The sequence below is a fragment of the Paenibacillus sp. FSL R5-0887 genome (assembly GCF_038002305.1).
Taxonomy (GTDB): Bacteria; Bacillota; Bacilli; order Paenibacillales; family Paenibacillaceae; genus Paenibacillus_AQ; species Paenibacillus_AQ odorifer.
The window spans coordinates 4,056,963-4,074,083 of record NZ_JBBOCE010000001.1 but is presented as its reverse complement, the minus strand read 5'-3'; the positions used below and the strand labels follow the sequence as shown (position 1 = coordinate 4,074,083).

Genomic DNA, 17,121 nt, shown 5'->3' with positions numbered 1-17,121 from the left:
GTCACCGGAGTAGGCTCAGGAGTCGCGACCGGAGTAGGACTAGGAGTCGCTACGGGAGTAGGCTCAGGAGTCGCCACTGGAGTAGGACTAGGAGTCGCGATCGGAGTAGGCTCAGGAGTCGGATCGCTCACGGCGTTAGCAGACGTGGACGAAGTATATGCAGGAGCAACGGCTCCAGATGCATTTTGAACCGTTTGGATATTATTTTGAATGGCTGTGTAATTTGTTATGAAATGTGAAGGCAGACTCATGCCAGGCAACTGCAGATTTTGAATAGACAAGGAGGGATCGATGGTGATCCTAGCGCCACCTTCAACTATTTTTAAGGTTTGCAGGGAACCGCTGCCATGAATAGTAACTGGAGTTATAGAATCCACAATGATCTGCCCAACTTGGCCCTGAAAAGTTATACTCGAAACGCCATTTTTAATCTTTAAATCACCGGTAACATTGCCTTTAATAACAACATCATTTCCAGAAATATTGAGCAAAGAACCGGAGGGAAAGCCGGAGGTATTTAGTTGAACCCCTTTTTGTACAATTTCAAGCTCTTGCAAACCATCTACATGACGATTCAAGGAATTGAACTTAAGGACAGCTCCTCTTAAAGCATCATGGTTGCTATCACCCATTAATTCTTTGAGTGTACCTTCAATGAGGTAAGGCGTGCCATTGATCGTTACGAAATCTCCATCTATATTGTCGATCGTTGCAGTTTGTTGTTCTTCTTTAAAAATATTCAGCAGAAAAGAAGCCATATCCTGCCGCTGAACAGTACCTTTGGGGCTGAACATATCTTCGGGAGAGTCTATAAGTTTAAGACGTAGTGCGACATCAGTATACTCTTTTGCCCAATTGCTGATTGTGGATTCGTCATTAACCTTGTTGGCTTGTCCGCCTTGTGCTCCAGTTCCGCGGATGGCACGTACAAATATAACTGCAAGCTCTTCTCTAGTTACAGGTCTGGATGGATTAAAATTACCTGTAAGATCACCCTCCATAAATCCTGCCTTTTTAACAGCCTCAATAGCGGAGACACTCCAACTGGAATCAGATACGTCTCTAAAGGAAGAAGCGGAATTCACTGAGGAATCTAGCTTTAAGGTCTTCGCTAAAATGGCTGCCAGCTCTTGGCGAGTCATAGTCGCAGTGGGTCTGAATTGTCCATTGGGATCGCCTTTAAGCAATCCTAGACGAGCAGCCTCGAGGATTGCGGCACTTTTCGTCTGTTGTATTTCGGTTAAATCGGAGAACGGTGGAGTGATTTCAGCTGCAGATGCATAGAGAGTACCACCGAACAAGGTGTTAAGGGCAACAAGTGTTGCTCCCCATTTTAATGATATGCTTTTCAAGCAAAAGCCCCTTCCTTAGAACCAATTTGTCATAAGCTTACTTCATTATATCGACGCAAAAGCAAAGTTTTTTAATACTTTCATCCTACTAAAAGTGATTAAATTCATTGCTTTTCTAACTTATGAACTAGAAATAACTCCACTTCTGTTCCATAAAAGGGCTTGTTTTTTGTTGACAGCTTATAAAATCGATGATATTTTAAATATTATAATTCCAATTGATTTACTTTGAATAATGATTGCCGACTGTTCCTACAGAGGTATTGCGAATGTTAAAAACGCAATGCCTCTGTTTTTTTGTCCATACAGATTAAAGGAGGGGTCAAGGTGGGAGAAGCGTTGCTGTCTATTTCGAACCTAAATAAACGTTTTGAGTCTGCCGGTGGTCATGTTCAAGCACTCCATAATGTAGATCTCCATGTACAGGAGGGCGAATTTATTACAGTCATCGGCCCCAGCGGCTGTGGAAAAAGTACACTATTACGCATCGTAGCCGGTCTGGATAGCGGGTACACTGGCAGTGTCACCCTGGAAGGGGCGGAGATTGGGGGTCCTGGGATCGATAAGGGTTTTATTTTTCAGGAGCATCGCCTCTTTCCCTGGCTTACCGTTGAGAAGAATATTGCCTCTGATTTACCGCTAGGGAACAAGGAGGTTAGGCGGAAGGTCGATGAATTGATTGATCTGGTGAAGTTAAATGGATTTGAGAAATCTTATCCCCGCGAGTTGTCGGGAGGGATGGCCCAGCGGGTGGCAATAGCTCGTGCACTTCTGCGCAATCCGAAAATACTGCTGCTGGACGAACCGTTTGGTGCACTGGATGCATTCACTCGGGCTCATATGCAGACGGTATTGCTGGACATTTGGCGGGCTAACCAAACAACCATGATTTTTGTGACACATGATATTGATGAGGCTGTGTTCTTGGGGAATCGGGTAGTGATTCTAGAGCCGCGTCCCGGGAAAATACGTAAAATTGTACCGATAGATTTACCGTATCCACGGAAAAAAACAACGACATCCTTTCAAGAGCTGCGTTTGAAGGTGTTGAATTATTTTGAAAAGGTAGATGAGCTAGAGCTTACAGACGGAGCCGGAATATAAAATAGGTCGACCATACCCATGGAGACTTTCGAAGGCATTAACATTCGAGGGTCTCTTTCTGTTTATTTAAAGTGATTGTAAAGCTGAAAAAAGGTGGGTTCAAAGTATGACAAATCGGGCTGTAGCCATAAGAACTTCCGGAAGACCCGGAAAGGTGGCAACACTAGGACTTGGTCTTTTGCTGCCGGGCAGTGTGCTAATTCTGTGGCAGACGCTCGGGCATTATGGAATGATCTCGGAGATGCTGTTCCCTACGCCGTATACGATTGCGGAATCTTTTGTAACTTTAGCGGCTTCAGGCGATCTGTGGCCGAACTTTAGAATCAGCTTGGTCAGAGCCTTTTCTGGATTCCTGCTAGGTGGTGGACTGGGTCTGCTGTTAGGACTTCTCGTAGGCCTGTTCCGCAGATCGGAGAAGCTGTTAGATCCTTCCCTGCAAATGATCCGCATGATTCCCAGTCTGGCGGTAGTACCGCTGTTCATTTTATGGTTCGGGATCGGTGAGGAGTCGAAGGTGCTATTGATTGCTAAGGGAGCTTTTTTCCCGCTTTATATCAATACGTTCATGGGAATTCGCGGCGTGGATAACAAGCTGTTCGAAGTTTCCCGGGTACTTGGCTTCAGCCGATTGAAGCAGATTGGCAGGTTAGTACTTCCAGCAGCGCTGCCGAACATTATTCTTGGAGTGCGTCTCTCTCTAGGGCTTTCTTGGCTGGGGTTAGTAGTGGCAGAGCTTATTGCATCTACCTCAGGCATTGGATACATGATGTCCGACGCGCGTCAATTCGCGGACACACCAGTGGTGTTCGTGGGAATTATTATTTTTGCCGTAGCTGGATTGTTGAGTGATTCCATTGTTCGTTACATTGAACGACGGTTGTTGAGATGGCAAGACAGTTATCGCGGATAACCTTGAACGCTCATTAAACAAAAGGGGGATGCACCATGAGCGATGGAGTAGAAGCTATTATCAAAAATACTAAAAGAGCCAGAGAAACGCTGGATAGCAGCGGCACAGCTCCTTTATCCAAGAAGACACCGAAGAAACCTGCAATACAAGTTGCATGGAAACCCCTGCTCTCTGATTGGGGAATGGGTGCAATTATCCCGGTGGTGACGTTAGTCCTTTGGCAGCTGGCAGGGAGTACGGGGCTGGTCTCCGCAACCTTTTTGCCGACCCCGCTTTCGATTGCAAGAGCTTTTACCGACTTGTTGGTTACTGGAGAGTTAACTCATCATCTGGGTGTCAGCATGGGTAGGGCGGGCATCGGATTTCTTATTGGAGGTGTGTTGGGTCTTCTATTCGGCGTACTGACTGGCTTGTTTCGCAGTGTAGAATATGTGCTCGATCCTAGCGTACAAGTGCTTAGGCTTGTTCCCCATTTAGCTATAGCGCCGCTCATTATTCTCTGGTTCGGGTTTGGAGAGATGTCAAAAGTTGTGATCATTATGACAGGCTCATTTTTTCCGCTCTATATTAATACGTTTATGGGCATCCGCAATGTGGACAATAAATTGTTCGAAGTAGCTCGTGTATTGGGATTCAGTCCATATCAGAAGCTGCGCAGGCTTATACTCCCGGCGGCGCTGCCTGGAATTTTGTTAGGGCTAAGGTTGTCGCTGGCTGTAGCTTGGATTGGTTTGGTTGTAGCAGAGCTTATTGGATCACAGTCAGGTATTGGGTTTCTTATCAATGAAGCGAAGCAGAACTCTAATACAGAGGTTGTATTCGTAGGCATTATTATTTTCGCAATTGTCGGTAAGCTGATCGATTCCTTGTTCCGGATTATTGAACGAAAGTTCCTGTTCTGGCGCGATAGTTACGAAGGCTAAACAAACTGAGGAGGTCTTAAACATATGAGTGGATCGGTGAAAAAAGGATCGGTGAATTTGGTGGCAGACGTGCTCGTTATCGGAGGAGGTCCGGCAGGAACGTGGGCAGCCCTTACTGCATCAGCGAAGGGGGCCAAAGTAATCCTTGCAGATAAAGGGTACTGCGGTTCAAGTGGGGCAACGGCACCGTCGGGAACGGGAGTCTGGTATGTGAAGCCGGATGAGAAGCTCCGGAAAGAGGCAAAAGCAAGTCGTTATGCGCTTGGCGGGCAGCTGGCTGAATCTCGCTGGATGGACCGGGTGCTGGATCAAACCTATGCCAATATGAACAAGCTGGGTGTTTCCGGTTATCCATTCCCTGTAGATGAGCAGGGCAATCAATTCCGAAGAAGTCTGCAAGGACCGGAATATATGAAATTAATGCGTAGGCTGGTGAAAAAGGCAGGCGTTAAAATTCTAGATCACAGCCCAGCCTTGGAACTCCTGGCAGATGAGCATGGCGTAGCTGGAGCGGCTGGAGTTCATACCCAGAGTGGAGAAACCTGGACTGTTCAGGCAGGAGCAGTCGTCATTGCTACCGGAGGCTGCGCCTTCCTAAGCAAGGCACTTGGCTGCAACGTGTTGACCGGAGATGGCTATCTCTTTGCTGCTGAGGCTGGGGCGAATCTGTCCGGCATGGAATTCTCTAATGCCTATGCGATCTGCCCTACGTTCTCTTCGGTGACCAAGACGGCGTATTACAGCTATGCCAGCTTTTATTATGAGGATGGAAGCGTTGTGGAGGGAGCCGGTTCCAAGAAGGGCCGTTCTGTAATTGCCCGGAATCTGTTGGCAGGTAATCAGGTGTACGCCAAGCTGGATGGGGCACCAGAGGATTTGAGACCGCTGCTGCGGGTGGCGCAGACGAACTTTTTCCTTCCTTTTGACCGCCAGGGAATTGATCCGTTCAAGGATGCGTTTCCGGTTACTTTGCGGCTCGAAGGCACGGTTCGGGGGACGGGTGGCATCCATATTACAGATGAAAGCTGCGGCACAGGTGTTCCCGGACTTTACGCGGCAGGAGATGCTGCTACCCGCGAGCTGATTTGCGGAGGTTTTACTGGCGGTGGCAGCCATAATGCGGCGTGGGCGATGTCTTCAGGTTCTTTTGCTGGTGAAGGAGCTGCTGTCTATGCACAGAGTCTGGGGTCGCACGCTGCGCAGCGTAGTCCAGTCGGCTTATCATCATCACCACTGGTGCATCAGGAAGTGAAGCCGGGAGTGGCAGCCCAAACAGCAGAGTATGTGTCTGCTGTACAGGCTGAGGTGAAGCCGTATGATATCAATTTGTTCCGGACAGAACAAGGGCTGACGTCTGCACTAGATCGTCTGGATGGATTGTGGAAAGAGCAACGAAGCCGCGAAATTCAGCGTACGCCAGAAGGGGTCAAGGCACGGGAAGCCGAAGCCATGACCGCAACAGCCCGCTGGATGTACAATTCTGCACTTGCTCGTACAGAGACGAGAGGCATGCATAAGCGTGAGGATTTCAAGGCTACAGATCATGGCCAGCATCACCGCTTGATCAGTGGCGGATTAGATCAGGTATGGGTGAAGACGGAAGCCGTGGCTAAGGAGGGTGTTCTATCGTGATTGAGGTGATCAGCGCTGCCAGATGTGTAGAGTGCAACCAATGTGTATCTGTCTGCCCGACTAATGTTTTCGAACGGGTAGAGGATGGCATTCCTGTTATTGCCCGGCAGAGCGATTGCCAGACTTGCTTTATGTGTGAGCTGTATTGTCCTGTCGATGCTCTCTACGTTGCACCAGACTCTGAGAATATTATTGGTGTGACAGAAGCGGAACTTCAGGAGCAGGGACTACTTGGCGGTTATCGTGAAAAAGTAGGCTGGGGTAAGGGCAGGCAGCCGGTAGCAAGCCATGAATTTATGTATAAATTGGCATCGAGGGCAGGGTTCTGAGCTGGATCAAGATTTAAATAAATAGCATAAACCTAGGGGGAGAAACAATGAAACAAGCGTACAGAGAGATTCAAGGGAAACGTTCTAGGAAGATTCGGTTTGCACTTTTAACTACAATTATGATGGCCATGCTGGTGCTTCAGGCTTGCGGAAATAATACGGGCGGCAATGGAGCGTCTGCCTCCGGGGGATCAAATACGGAGAAGGCGGGAGAAGAGGCCACGAGCATTAGCAATGTTCCAGCGGTATTGAACTTTGGGTTTATCGGTTCCAACAAATTGAATGTGCCCGGCGGTGCAGAGGGTTGGGGCTTTTATAAAGGGATTATTCAAGAAGAGTTGAAGAAATACGGCATTACTGAAGTGAAGCTTACTGGCTTTCCAAACGGTCCGGATCAGACAGAATCCTTGATTAGTGGTCGGCTGGATATCGGCAGTCTTGGAGATACACCTGCTATTATTGCCTACGCTTCTGGGGCCAAGACCCGTCTGATTTCACAATCTTCCGCGAACACGATTGGTTATTTGATCGGCAAGAAGGATGGGCCCAAGACGGTGAAAGATCTGCAAGGTAAAACTATCGCGATTCAAAAAGGCTCCTTCATGCACCGATATGTAGTTGGATTACTACAGGAAGAAGGCGTGACCGACTACAAACTCGTGCATATGCTCATTCCTGATGCTACTGCAGCTTTAGCCCGTGGAGATGTAGATGCTACAACAAATCTAGGTGTTCCTGCGCTGAAGCTGATTGACCAAGGTTACACTCACTTGGATGATGCCTCGAAGCACCCGAACCTGCTTGGTTCTAGCGCAACAGTTGTGTCTGAGGATTATCTGGCGAAATTCCCTGATTTTCCGAAGGTATGGAACGAAGCTAGAGAGAAAGCCTTGGCAGACTTGAAGCAGCATGAAGATGAGTATTATCAATTTCTGGCTGAAATCGGAGATACAACGCCTGAGCTGGCGAAGCAAGTGAATCCGATTAGTGATATCAAGGATACTGCGTTCACTGATGAAGGAACAAAGCTGCTGGACGGTACCAAAAACTTCCTCGTCGAAGAGAAGTTAGCGAAAAAAGACTTCAATATTAGCGATTGGCAGCTGAAATAAAGTTGCTTAAAAGCTGCTTTAATTGAACTTAAGATTCTTCTGTAAAGGTAATTGAGTGACTGCGGTGAATGTTTGGACTTTCGGCCGCCTCTCCGCCACTTCTCCCTTTAGTGATTTTTAAGTTCAACTAACTCAGCTAATGGTGTAGGAGGAAAAAATATGTCGCAGCTTAAGAAGGAAATGACAGTGGATGTCCTCGTGCTTGGCGGAGGTCCTGCTGGGGCGTGGTCGGCATGGAGTGCAGCCTCGCAAGGCGCAAAGGTAGTCCTGGCGGATAAGGGCTACTTGGGCACTAGTGGCGCAACTGCACCGGGAGGAACAACGTTGCTCGTTATTCCTCCCATTGCCGAGCTGCGGGAGCAGGCAGTGCAGGCCAGACTTAAGGCCGGTGGATATTTGTCGGAGAATGCTTGGATTCACCGGGTGTTGGATCAGGTCGAACAGAACCTGGCTCAAGTGGAGCAGTGGGGGTATCCCTTTCCGAAGGATGGAGAAGGAAACTCACTGCGCACTCACCTCCATGGACCAGAATATATGCGGATTATGCGAAAAGTTGTGCGCAAAGCAGGGGTCACAATCCTCGATCAGTCACCAGCGCTGGAACTTCTTCACGATGAACACGGTGTCGGTGGAGCGCGTGGGATCAACCGCCTGACAGGAGAGTCCTGGGAAGTGAAGGCTAATGCCGTTGTGATGGCTACCGGCGGCTGTGCTTTTCTCAGCAAAGGCCTTGGTTGCAACGTGCTGACAGGGGAAGGATTGTTGATGTCCGCAGAGGTGGGTGCTGATCTTTCGGGTATGGAATTCAGCCGCCAATACGCCCCAAGCTTTGCGGACGGAACCGTAACACGTGGCCGCATGCTGGCTTGGGCCACCCTTTATGATGCGGACGGTCATCCGTTGCATAGAGGGGATCGGACCTTTGGCAGCATTCCTGAGCTGATGCTGAAGGGTCCGGTTTACGCTTCGCTGGATCTGGCGGACACCGCGGAGAAACAGGATTTTCTGCGCAAAGCGCATCCAATTTTCTTCATGCCGCTGGAGCGGGCGGGAATTGATGCGTTTAAGCAGAAATTCCCGCTTACCCTGCGCTATGAGGGCACGATGCGCGGCACTGGGGGTCTGCGCTTGAGCGGCACGGATTGCCAGACGACCGTGCCCGGACTCTATGCGGCCGGAGATGCCGCATCTCGCGAGAAAGTGACCGGCGCCATCTCCGGCGGCGGGGCTTATAACGCTTCCTGGGCCATGTGCAGCGGAAGCTGGGCTGGACAGGGAGCCGCGCAGCATGCGCTGTCCTGCCGAGGACAGGCGAACAGCCGCAAGCTGACCGCAGCGGGACGCTACGGGCTGGCGGCTGGCGCCGATGCCTCGGAAACGCTGGAGGTGAAGCCGCTAATCGCGGCAATCCAGCGTGAAATCTTGCCGCTGCAGATCAATTATTTCCGCAGCGAGCCGGGCATTTCTTCAGCCTTGAAGCGGCTGAATGCCTTGATGCCCTATTTGAACGGGCAGGCTCCTGCCAGCGTTCAGGGCATCGTGCAATCACGTGAAGCCGCGGCTATGCTCGCGGTCGGCAGGTGGATGTACACCGCGGCACTCGCCCGGAAAGAGACCCGCGGACTGCAAAAGCTAGCGGAATATCCGGAGCTTGATCCGCGCCAGACTCACCGGCTGATCTTATCCGGTATTCAACATATAAGCGTCAGTACAGAGGCTGTGCCCCATGCTCATGAACTGAATGCGCTGAAGGAGGGGCAAGCGATATGATCGAATTAATCAGCTTGGAGCGTTGTGTTGGTTGTAAGCTGTGTACGAAAGTATGTCCGACGAACGTATTCGAAATGCAGGGGAAGATTCCGGTCATTGCCCGTCAGGAAGATTGCCAGACCTGTTTCATGTGTGAAGCTTATTGTCCTGTAGATGCTTTATACGTGGCACCACAGGCGGATCAGCTGATCGGTGTAAATGAGGAGGTGCTGATTCAGTCAGGTGTGTTGGGAAGCTGGCGTGCTGAAATCGGCTGGGGACCTGGTGCGAATGGTTCGATGGCGGAGAGGGACACGACTCCTTATTTTGAAGTGTTTACCGAGCAGTACCGAACATGATTAAGCAGATGCCTAAACCCAAAAAATCCGCCCGAAAGCTGGGCGGATATTTCATATATTAGAAACTTATAGCAGGGCTTCGATAGCTGGTTCAATATCCAGCGGGTCCACCGTAGATTCGAATCTAGTGACCACATTGCCTTCGCGATCAATCAGGAATTTAGTGAAGTTCCACTTGATTTCGTCATTGTTCAGAGCCTCTGGATCTTTGTCTTCAAGCATGCTTTGCAGCAGCTTTCCTGAAGAATGGTTGATGTCGAACCCTTCAAATCCAGCCTGTTCTGTTAGGTAGGTGAAAAGAGGGTGTTTAGCTTCGCCTTTTACGTCAACCTTTTCAAAGAGTGGGAAGGTTACCCCGTAATTGATTTGGCAAAATACATTAACCTCTTCATTGCTGCCGGGTTCTTGCTCTCCAAATTGATTGGAAGGAAAGCCGAGAATTTGGAGGCCGCGTTCCTCGTACCGCTCATAAAGCTTTTGCAGATCTGAATATTGGTGGGTAAATCCGCACTTACTTGCTGTATTCACTATCAGTAGCACTTTACCTTTGTATTGCTCTAGCTCGATATCTTTTCCCCGAATACTGCGTGCTGAATATTGATAAATGCTCATGGCTGCTACATCCCTTCAGTTATCTATGCTTTTTGAAAAAGAACAGGAAATATTTATAATAATTAAATTGTAAACAATTCAATTATCGCTGTCAAACAATTCAGCTTGAAGGAATTGGAACCGTAATTGCAAGGTTGGAATAGGATAGATACTGGGTATGGATCAGTCAAAAAAATTTATTGCGTTAAAGCTACTCTGCGTTCCATTATTATCTTGCATCGGGAACGTTTTTTGATTAAGATAGCAGAAACCAGCGCAAAAGCCGCGCTGACATAGATAAGGACTATGACGAAGAGAGTAAGCATTATAGCGGATCTTAACAGGGAAGGCGTGCCGGAGACTGAGAGCACCCTCATGAGACGATTAATGCCGAAGTTCACTTCCGAGTCGGCCCCTGAAGTAGTTTGTCACAGGTTGTGGCAGGTATGAGTAGGGAGGTCCGCGCCCCGCGTTACCGGGTGAAAGACAGAATTAATTCTTAGTCAGGGGAATATGAGATTCTATTCCTTTGTGCTAGTATTCGGGTTAATTCTAAATAAGGGTGGTACCACGGCTCCTCGTCCCTTGCGACGGGGGGCCTTTTTGCGTTCCAAATTATAACAAAAAGAGGGAGTGGAAGGGTAATGAGTAACGTGGAATTGGATGTTCTTAGAGGTCGTCTGGATGAAATTAATGGGCAATTGCTGGAGCTGATCTCCGAGCGGGCTAAGATTGTTCAGGAGATTGGAGGAGTTAAAGAAAAACAAGGTGTCCCTAAATTTGATCCAGAACGGGAAAAACAGATGCTGGATAAGCTCGTAGCGAGCAACAAAGGCCCTTTCACTAACGGGACGATCCGTAGCCTCTTCAAACAAATTTTCTCAGCTTCTCTGGACTTACAAACAGATGATCATAAAAAAACTTTACTGGTAGCCCGAAAGAGCCACAAAGAGGATACAGTGATTGTTCTGCCGGGAGATGTAACGGTTGGCGGTGCTTCTTCACTGATGGTAGCCGGTCCTTGCTCCGTGGAAAGTGAACTACAGACTCGCACCGTAGCTGCCGCCCTGCAAAAAGCCGGAGTACGTGTAATGCGTGGCGGTGCCTTCAAGCCTCGGACTTCACCTTATGATTTCCAAGGACTGGGAATGGACGGTTTAAGAATATTACGAGAAGCAGCAAATGAATATGGACTGCTGACCATCAGCGAAATTGTAGATCCAAGACATATTGAAGAGTCACTTGATTATGTGGATATCATCCAGATCGGTGCACGTAATATGCATAATTTCGAGCTGCTAAAAGCGGTCGGAGAAGTCGACAAGCCGGTGCTGCTGAAACGTGGATTGGCTGCCACACTCGATGAATTCATCCATGCAGCGGAATACATCATGTCTCGTGGAAACACACAGATCATGCTGATTGAACGTGGAATTCGTACCTATGAAAAAGCGACCCGCAATACGCTTGATATCTCAGCAGTGCCAATTCTCAAACAGGAATGTCATTTGCCAGTATTGGTTGATGTAACTCACTCGACAGGCCGCAAAGACATCCTTATTCCATGTGCGAAAGCCGCACTCGCAGCTGGAGCTGACGGCATAATGGTGGAAGTGCATCCTGATCCTGCAACCGCATTGTCTGATGCCGCTCAGCAGCTGAACATTGATGAATTCAACACCTTCTTTAATGAAGTGAAGGCTTCCGGATTGTACCGGTAATCTAGAAATATAGAATTTGCATGATATTTTAAGGATTCGCTAGAAAATGAGGTGTATAAGCGCTTACAAGTCTAACTAATCTTTTTGTGAAGGTGAAGGTGGGTCGAGTACAATAAGCAACATTAGCGTTGCACCGGCCCCGGGTCTTTTCTGACAAAAGATCCACACATTTTAATAGTCACAGGAGGAAAATAGATTTTGAAGCAGCTTACCTTAAATAATGGGTGGTTTTCTAACACTCGAACCGATATTTTATCGGGGATGACCGTAGCCGTTGCGCTGATTCCTGAAGCGATCGCTTTTTCGATCCTGGCGGGAGTAAGTCCGATGGTTGGTTTATATGCCTCTTTTTGCATTGCGATTGTAACGGCACTTGCCGGAGGCAGACCCGGAATGATCTCGGCGGCTACGGGAGCTATGGCTCTGTTAGTCGGAAGTCTCGTACTAGAACACGGAATAGAGTATCTGTTCGCGGCAACTGTACTGGCTGGTGTGTTTCAGATATTGATGGGGATGCTAAAGCTGGGGCGGTTTATCACCTTTTTGCCACAGCCGGTCATGACGGGTTTTGTCAACGCGCTGGCGATACTAATTTTTATGGCACAGCTTACCCATTTTAAAGGACAAGGCTGGGTGATGTACGGACTGGTAGCTCTGACCTTGCTTATTATCTACACGGTTCCTCGGTTTACCAAAGCCGTACCTTCAGCACTTGTAGCGATTGTTATTGTTTCTATTCTTAGCATCGCTCTTCATCTGGACGTAAGAACCGTAGGCGATATGGGGAATATTACAGCAACTTTGCCACTATTCCATCTCCCGCAAATCCCATTTACGCTGGATACGCTGCTTATTATTTTGCCATATTCACTTTCGCTGGCTGTAGTTGGGCTATTGGAATCCCTGATGACTGCCACCTTAATAGATGATATTACGGGCACAGGTAGTGATAAGAACAGAGAGGCGAAGGGACAGGGGCTTGCGAATGTAGTCACTGGTTTTTTCGGAGGGATGGCAGGCTGTGCGATGATTGGCCAATCGATGGTTAACATGAAGTCAGGAGGACGCACGCGTCTGTCCACGTTTGTATCAGGGATCTTTTTATTATTCTTAATTATCGTACTTGGCGATGTGGTGAAGCAGATCCCGATGGGCGCGCTCGTCGGCGTAATGATAATGGTCTGTATCAGCACCTTTGAATGGGGCTCACTCAAAACTTTAACCCGTGTTCCGCTAAGCGATGCGCTGGTTATGATTGTGACGGTGGTCACTGTGGTGGTTACGGACAACCTTTCTATTGGGGTTTTGTTTGGGGTACTGCTAAGTGCTTTAACGTTTTCTTGGAAAATAGCCTCGATCCGCCTAACTGTTCAGGAAGCAACCTCTTCCAAAACATATGCGGTATCCGGCCAGTTGTTCTTCGGCACGACAAGCCACTTCATTCATGAATTCGCCTACGATAGCGATCCGGATCATATTATTATCGATTTTTCACACTCCCATGTGTGGGACCAATCCGCTGTCCATGCCATAGCGAGGACGATGAGCAAATACGCCGAGCATGGCAAAAAAGTCACCATTACCGGACTTAATGACCAGAGCTCACAGCTGGTTCAGCGGGTGGGATTATCCATATGAAAAAAGATTGCGCTATATGCGCGATCTTTTTTTTATAGCAGATATTAACTGGAAGAAAGGCCAGCAAGGTTTTACTTTGGGTTTAAAATAATATAAAATATAAAGTGGATAATGTTTATCCGCTTTATACGCGGATGGTATTATCTACAGTTTGAATCAAGCTATTTACGTAAATCGAGGTGCTGTACATGCATATGAAAACAGGGGTAGAGCAGTCGGTATATGCACTGGTTCTACTCAACATGCTGCCGGATAAGGCGGTGTTGTCTGGGGAAGCGATTAGCCAGCAGCTCGGAGCATCGGCGACCTATTTTCAGAAACTGTTAAGAAAGCTGGTAACCGCAGATATCATCACGTCTGTTCCCGGCATTAAAGGCGGTTTTAAATTAAAGAAAAGCCCTGAAGATATTCGTGTATATGACGTTTACCTTGCGGTGGAAGGCCAGCAGTCGCTGTATTCATCGAATGGTATTCTGGTAGACATGTTGGATTTAGAAAAAGAAGACAGCTGCTGCCTGTTATCGAATCTGATGGAAGAAGCTGAATCCTCTTGGAAAGCCGTATTAAAGCGGGAGACTATTGCTTCGTTGTCGGAGGAAATGCGTGGTGAACGCTTTAAAGATAAGATTGCTGCCCTAGAGGAATGGGTCAGTAATAAAATGGTCATCTAACCAAAGAAGGGATGTATTCGCATGAGATTAAGCGTATTGGATCAGGCACCCGTGACAAGCGGCAACACTGCGGAAGGTGCCCTGAATAAAGCAGAAGAACTCGCTATTTTAGCAGATGAGCTGGGATATAGCAGAATGTGGATGGCAGAGCACCATGGCGGAAATACATTTGCTAGCTCAGCTCCGGAAGTAACGGCTGCCCGTTTAGCCGCCAAGACCAACCGTATTCGAATCGGCACCGGCGGTGTAATGATGATGCATTATTCTCCGCTTAAGCTGGCTGAAGTATTTAAAACGTTAAGTGCTTTTACCCCGGGGAGAATTGATTTTGGTGTGGGACGAGCTCCTGGTGGCGATACAAGCGCCATGTACGCGTTATCTGAAGGCCGTGAGTTAATGCTGCATAATATGTATGACAAGCTTGGCATTACCATGCAGCTGCTTAGTGATCAGATTCCGGAAGATGAGCTATATGCCAAAAATCTCGCTGCTCCAACGAAGGTGGCGCTCCCTGAAGTATGGCTGTTAGGCTCGAGCGGCAATAGTGCGCGAAAAGCTGCACAAATGGGAGTCGGATACTCCTTCGCACAATTTTTTAATGGTGCGATGAGTAATGAGATCTTGGACCATTACCGGAATAACTACCAGCCTTCTATCTTTATGGACAAACCAGAGATCAGTGTATCCTATATGGTGACCACAGCAGAAACGAAGGAAGAAGCTGAGTATGAAGCATTACCGCAGGATATTTTTCGGTTGATGATGAGTAAGGGCCGGATTACTCAGGTGCTGACACCAGAAGAAGCTCAGAACATTTCGCTATCGGAAATTGACCGGATGTCAATCAAGGAAGGGCGCAAGATTCATTTAGTTGGTGCGGTTAAAGACATCGCCGTACGTTTGCAAGAAGAACAAGCACAATATGGATTCCAAGAAGCAATGATATGCAGCATCCCACATTCGCAGGAGAAACGGCTAGAGGTTTACCGGCTACTGGCGCGTGAACTGCTAGGCTCTTGATTCTGGATAGCTAACCTTAACCCGCATTTCATGCGGGTTTTTTGTATGCCAATTCAGCTTTTTGATCGGCGCATACCCTCAAAAGACAATAAATTAACCCTCCCGCCTCCTAAAAGTAACATTTGAATGCCTAACTTCATCTATGATTAATGAAAGATTTAATTTTAAAAAGAGGATAGGAGGTGATCAAGGATGTTTCCTTTACATAAATCCGTTACGCTGACAGCCTTGCTTCTAATGAATCTGCTGGCAGGTTGCCAACATCAGGTGGACCCATCCCCCTCTCAATCGGCTAACGACTACCACATCTCAAGACCGAAGCCAACAAACACCGCTGCTAACCTCATTAAGCTGGATTGGAAGCTGGTGGATACAATACCCATAGTCTCTCAACTAAGTGCTCCACCCACAGGCGCTACTTTGATTACAGAGAAGAAGCTGGAAGACTTCAGAGGAGTCAAAGTGAGTGTGTATACGATGGCTAGTGACGAAGACTATGTGTATGCCAGAACTTCTACTTCCAAAGGACAATACAGTCTAGGGGCGATAGGAACTTATAATTATCGTCAACCGGAGGATATTAAGGTAGAAGTAGTGCGGCTGTTTAGCGAAAAGGTGTTGAAAATCACCGGAGGACTAGGAGCAAATAACTCGCTCAGTAACTATTATTTAATCGACGAGAGCGGTAACCCCTCGGGTTTGCTGCAAATTGATACCGGACATTCCAAAGAGCTGGATGTTGATCAGGATGGATCTTTTGAGGGTGTAGCCGCACATGGAAATCCAATGAGTGCCTATATTTACCGCTGGAATGTTGATCACGCTGAGATAACTTTTGTTAATGATGCTTTAAAGGCGGACTCCGTGGTGCTAACGGATGAAGGAATATATGAAGCTTCTAATATCGGGGACAAGCAGAGCAAGAAATTCCGGTTGACCGTAGAAGGACTGATCCCAGAGCGGTAACGCCATGACCACTGCTGTTGAAATATTTCCTGCGACCATTTACCCTAAACCTCCGTATAGACGGTTAAGCTTGAATGATTATCCATAATCTAGGAGGGGTATTGGATGAATATGCAAATGAATCCGAAATTGAAACAGCTGCGTCCGGGAAAAATAGTCACCGGTATTGCAGCGGTGCTTATTGTATTGTTGATCGGCGCGAACTCTTTTGTATCTGTGGAATATGGGCATGTAGGTTTATACAAAACCTTTGGTAAATTAAATAACAATACATTGTCACCCGGCATTCATTTTAAAATTCCATTTATTCAGACGGTGATTCAGGTCAATACACAGGTAACGAAGGCGGAGACCGATACTTCAGCCTCTTCAAAAGATCTTCAGCCCGTGTCCACACATGTGGCGGTGAACTATTCCGTAAATAAGGCTTCCGCCTTTAATCTGATGAACAATATCGGAGGTAATTTTGATAGTGTAATTATCAATCCGGCCATTCAAGAAATCGTTAAAGAAGTGACAGCCAAATATCCAGCAGAGGATTTGATTACGCGTCGTGATGTAGTGTCTAGTGAGATTAGTGAGCACTTAACCGCTAGGCTGGCAAAATATGACCTGATCGTCAACGATATTAACATCGTTAACTTTAAATTCTCGGAGGCATTTAACCAGTCGATTGAAGCAAAGCAGGTCGCCCAGCAGCAGGCGCTGAAGGCCGAAAATGATCTCCGGCGGATTGAGATTGAAGCGAAGCAAAAAATCGCCCAGGCGCAAGCAGAGGCTGAATCTTTAAGACTTAAGAAGCAAGAGGTTACACCTGAGCTGGTGCAGCTGAAGCAAATTGAGGTTCAGGAGAAAGCGCTGGAAAAATGGAACGGCGTGCTGCCATCTGTAACAGGGGGAGCCACACCTTTTGTGGATGTTCAATCCCTGACTAAATAATTCATTATTGGGTTTCTGATTTATTTCACAATTTGCTGTTCTGTGATTGAGATCGTAGCTGTCTGCTTCAACAGAGTATTTATTATCCCTTTACGCTTACGGACT

The 17,121-nt window shown here is 47.6% G+C and carries 16 protein-coding genes; 14 read left to right on the top strand and 2 right to left on the bottom strand.

The genetic code is table 11. The annotated features are described in order from the left end of the window. The coding region (locus tag MKY14_RS18145) for an S-layer homology domain-containing protein (RefSeq protein ID WP_340976999.1) at window positions 1–1,352 on the bottom strand (1,352 nt) is incomplete at its 3' end. Window positions 1,353–1,679: 327 nt separating this feature from the next. On the opposite strand from MKY14_RS18145, the gene MKY14_RS18140 reads away from it, so the two are divergent. The 8 genes from MKY14_RS18140 to MKY14_RS18105 all read left to right on the top strand — a co-directional run bounded on the left by MKY14_RS18140 (window position 1,680) and on the right by MKY14_RS18105 (window position 9,470). Then, a complete protein-coding gene (locus MKY14_RS18140; protein WP_036680296.1) occupies window positions 1,680–2,456 on the top strand; it encodes an ABC transporter ATP-binding protein in 777 nt (258 codons plus the stop codon). A 106-nt stretch (window positions 2,457–2,562) separates the two neighbouring features. Further along, entirely contained in the window at window positions 2,563–3,366 is an 804-nt protein-coding gene (locus MKY14_RS18135) for an ABC transporter permease (protein ID WP_038573373.1), read from the top strand. Between the two features lie 35 nt (window positions 3,367–3,401). Next, window positions 3,402–4,289 carry an ABC transporter permease gene (locus tag MKY14_RS18130; RefSeq protein WP_076128753.1) on the top strand — a complete coding sequence of 296 codons (888 nt, stop codon included), beginning with the start codon at window positions 3,402–3,404 and terminating at the stop codon, window positions 4,287–4,289. 24 nt (window positions 4,290–4,313) lie between these two features. Beyond that, window positions 4,314–5,921 (top strand): FAD-dependent oxidoreductase, encoded by a 1,608-nt coding sequence (locus MKY14_RS18125; protein ID WP_076128751.1) that lies wholly within the window; start codon window positions 4,314–4,316, stop codon window positions 5,919–5,921. Then, window positions 5,918–6,250, top strand: coding sequence for a 4Fe-4S dicluster domain-containing protein (locus tag MKY14_RS18120; protein ID WP_076128750.1), 333 nt, complete (start codon window positions 5,918–5,920; stop codon window positions 6,248–6,250). The genes MKY14_RS18125 and MKY14_RS18120 overlap by 4 nt, the downstream gene beginning before the upstream one ends. 47 nt (window positions 6,251–6,297) lie before the next feature. Further along, window positions 6,298–7,362 carry an ABC transporter substrate-binding protein gene (locus tag MKY14_RS18115; protein ID WP_076128748.1) on the top strand — a complete coding sequence of 355 codons (1,065 nt, stop codon included), beginning with the start codon at window positions 6,298–6,300 and terminating at the stop codon, window positions 7,360–7,362. A 159-nt stretch (window positions 7,363–7,521) separates the two neighbouring features. Then, entirely contained in the window at window positions 7,522–9,132 is a 1,611-nt protein-coding gene (locus tag MKY14_RS18110) for an FAD-binding protein (RefSeq protein WP_076185452.1), read from the top strand. Continuing rightward, entirely contained in the window at window positions 9,129–9,470 is a 342-nt protein-coding gene (locus tag MKY14_RS18105) for a 4Fe-4S binding protein (RefSeq protein WP_076128745.1), read from the top strand. Before MKY14_RS18110 ends, MKY14_RS18105 begins: the two co-directional genes overlap by 4 nt. 66 nt (window positions 9,471–9,536) lie before the next feature. Here MKY14_RS18105 and MKY14_RS18100 read toward each other — a convergent pair whose 3' ends face one another. Next, the gene (locus MKY14_RS18100; RefSeq protein ID WP_038573366.1) at window positions 9,537–10,082 is read right to left on the bottom strand and encodes a glutathione peroxidase; all 546 of its coding nucleotides are present in this window, start codon (window positions 10,080–10,082) and stop codon (window positions 9,537–9,539) included. A 623-nt stretch (window positions 10,083–10,705) separates the two neighbouring features. On the opposite strand from MKY14_RS18100, the gene MKY14_RS18095 reads away from it, so the two are divergent. The 6 genes from MKY14_RS18095 to MKY14_RS18070 all read left to right on the top strand — a co-directional run bounded on the left by MKY14_RS18095 (window position 10,706) and on the right by MKY14_RS18070 (window position 17,016). After that, window positions 10,706–11,782 carry a bifunctional 3-deoxy-7-phosphoheptulonate synthase/chorismate mutase gene (locus tag MKY14_RS18095; protein ID WP_076185451.1) on the top strand — a complete coding sequence of 359 codons (1,077 nt, stop codon included), beginning with the start codon at window positions 10,706–10,708 and terminating at the stop codon, window positions 11,780–11,782. A 195-nt stretch (window positions 11,783–11,977) separates the two neighbouring features. Then, window positions 11,978–13,420 (top strand): SulP family inorganic anion transporter, encoded by a 1,443-nt coding sequence (locus MKY14_RS18090; RefSeq protein ID WP_445669875.1) that lies wholly within the window; start codon window positions 11,978–11,980, stop codon window positions 13,418–13,420. Between the two features lie 188 nt (window positions 13,421–13,608). Beyond that, entirely contained in the window at window positions 13,609–14,091 is a 483-nt protein-coding gene (locus tag MKY14_RS18085; RefSeq protein WP_076137019.1) for an RrF2 family transcriptional regulator, read from the top strand. Between the two features lie 21 nt (window positions 14,092–14,112). Further along, window positions 14,113–15,111 carry an LLM class flavin-dependent oxidoreductase gene (locus MKY14_RS18080; RefSeq protein ID WP_339245032.1) on the top strand — a complete coding sequence of 333 codons (999 nt, stop codon included), beginning with the start codon at window positions 14,113–14,115 and terminating at the stop codon, window positions 15,109–15,111. 192 nt (window positions 15,112–15,303) lie between these two features. After that, window positions 15,304–16,077 carry a hypothetical protein gene (locus MKY14_RS18075; RefSeq protein WP_076128735.1) on the top strand — a complete coding sequence of 258 codons (774 nt, stop codon included), beginning with the start codon at window positions 15,304–15,306 and terminating at the stop codon, window positions 16,075–16,077. A 105-nt stretch (window positions 16,078–16,182) separates the two neighbouring features. Then, the gene (locus tag MKY14_RS18070) at window positions 16,183–17,016 is read left to right on the top strand and encodes a prohibitin family protein (RefSeq protein WP_340976996.1); all 834 of its coding nucleotides are present in this window, start codon (window positions 16,183–16,185) and stop codon (window positions 17,014–17,016) included. Window positions 17,017–17,121 lie beyond the last annotated feature (105 nt).

Excerpts from the sequence above, each read along its gene's own strand:
- MKY14_RS18135 (WP_038573373.1), top strand. The coding sequence starts at position 2,563 with ATGACAAATCGGGCTGTAGCCATAAGAACTTCCGGAAGACCCGGAAAG.
- MKY14_RS18130 (WP_076128753.1), top strand. The coding sequence starts at position 3,402 with ATGAGCGATGGAGTAGAAGCTATTATCAAAAATACTAAAAGAGCCAGA.
- MKY14_RS18125 (WP_076128751.1), top strand. The coding sequence starts at position 4,314 with ATGAGTGGATCGGTGAAAAAAGGATCGGTGAATTTGGTGGCAGACGTG.
- MKY14_RS18115 (WP_076128748.1), top strand. The coding sequence starts at position 6,298 with ATGAAACAAGCGTACAGAGAGATTCAAGGGAAACGTTCTAGGAAGATT.
- MKY14_RS18110 (WP_076185452.1), top strand. The coding sequence starts at position 7,522 with ATGTCGCAGCTTAAGAAGGAAATGACAGTGGATGTCCTCGTGCTTGGC.
- MKY14_RS18105 (WP_076128745.1), top strand. The coding sequence starts at position 9,129 with ATGATCGAATTAATCAGCTTGGAGCGTTGTGTTGGTTGTAAGCTGTGT.
- MKY14_RS18100 (WP_038573366.1), bottom strand. The coding sequence starts at position 10,082 with ATGAGCATTTATCAATATTCAGCACGCAGTATTCGGGGAAAAGATATC.
- MKY14_RS18095 (WP_076185451.1), top strand. The coding sequence starts at position 10,706 with ATGAGTAACGTGGAATTGGATGTTCTTAGAGGTCGTCTGGATGAAATT.
- MKY14_RS18085 (WP_076137019.1), top strand. The coding sequence starts at position 13,609 with ATGCATATGAAAACAGGGGTAGAGCAGTCGGTATATGCACTGGTTCTA.
- MKY14_RS18080 (WP_339245032.1), top strand. The coding sequence starts at position 14,113 with ATGAGATTAAGCGTATTGGATCAGGCACCCGTGACAAGCGGCAACACT.
- MKY14_RS18075 (WP_076128735.1), top strand. The coding sequence starts at position 15,304 with ATGTTTCCTTTACATAAATCCGTTACGCTGACAGCCTTGCTTCTAATG.
- MKY14_RS18070 (WP_340976996.1), top strand. The coding sequence starts at position 16,183 with ATGAATATGCAAATGAATCCGAAATTGAAACAGCTGCGTCCGGGAAAA.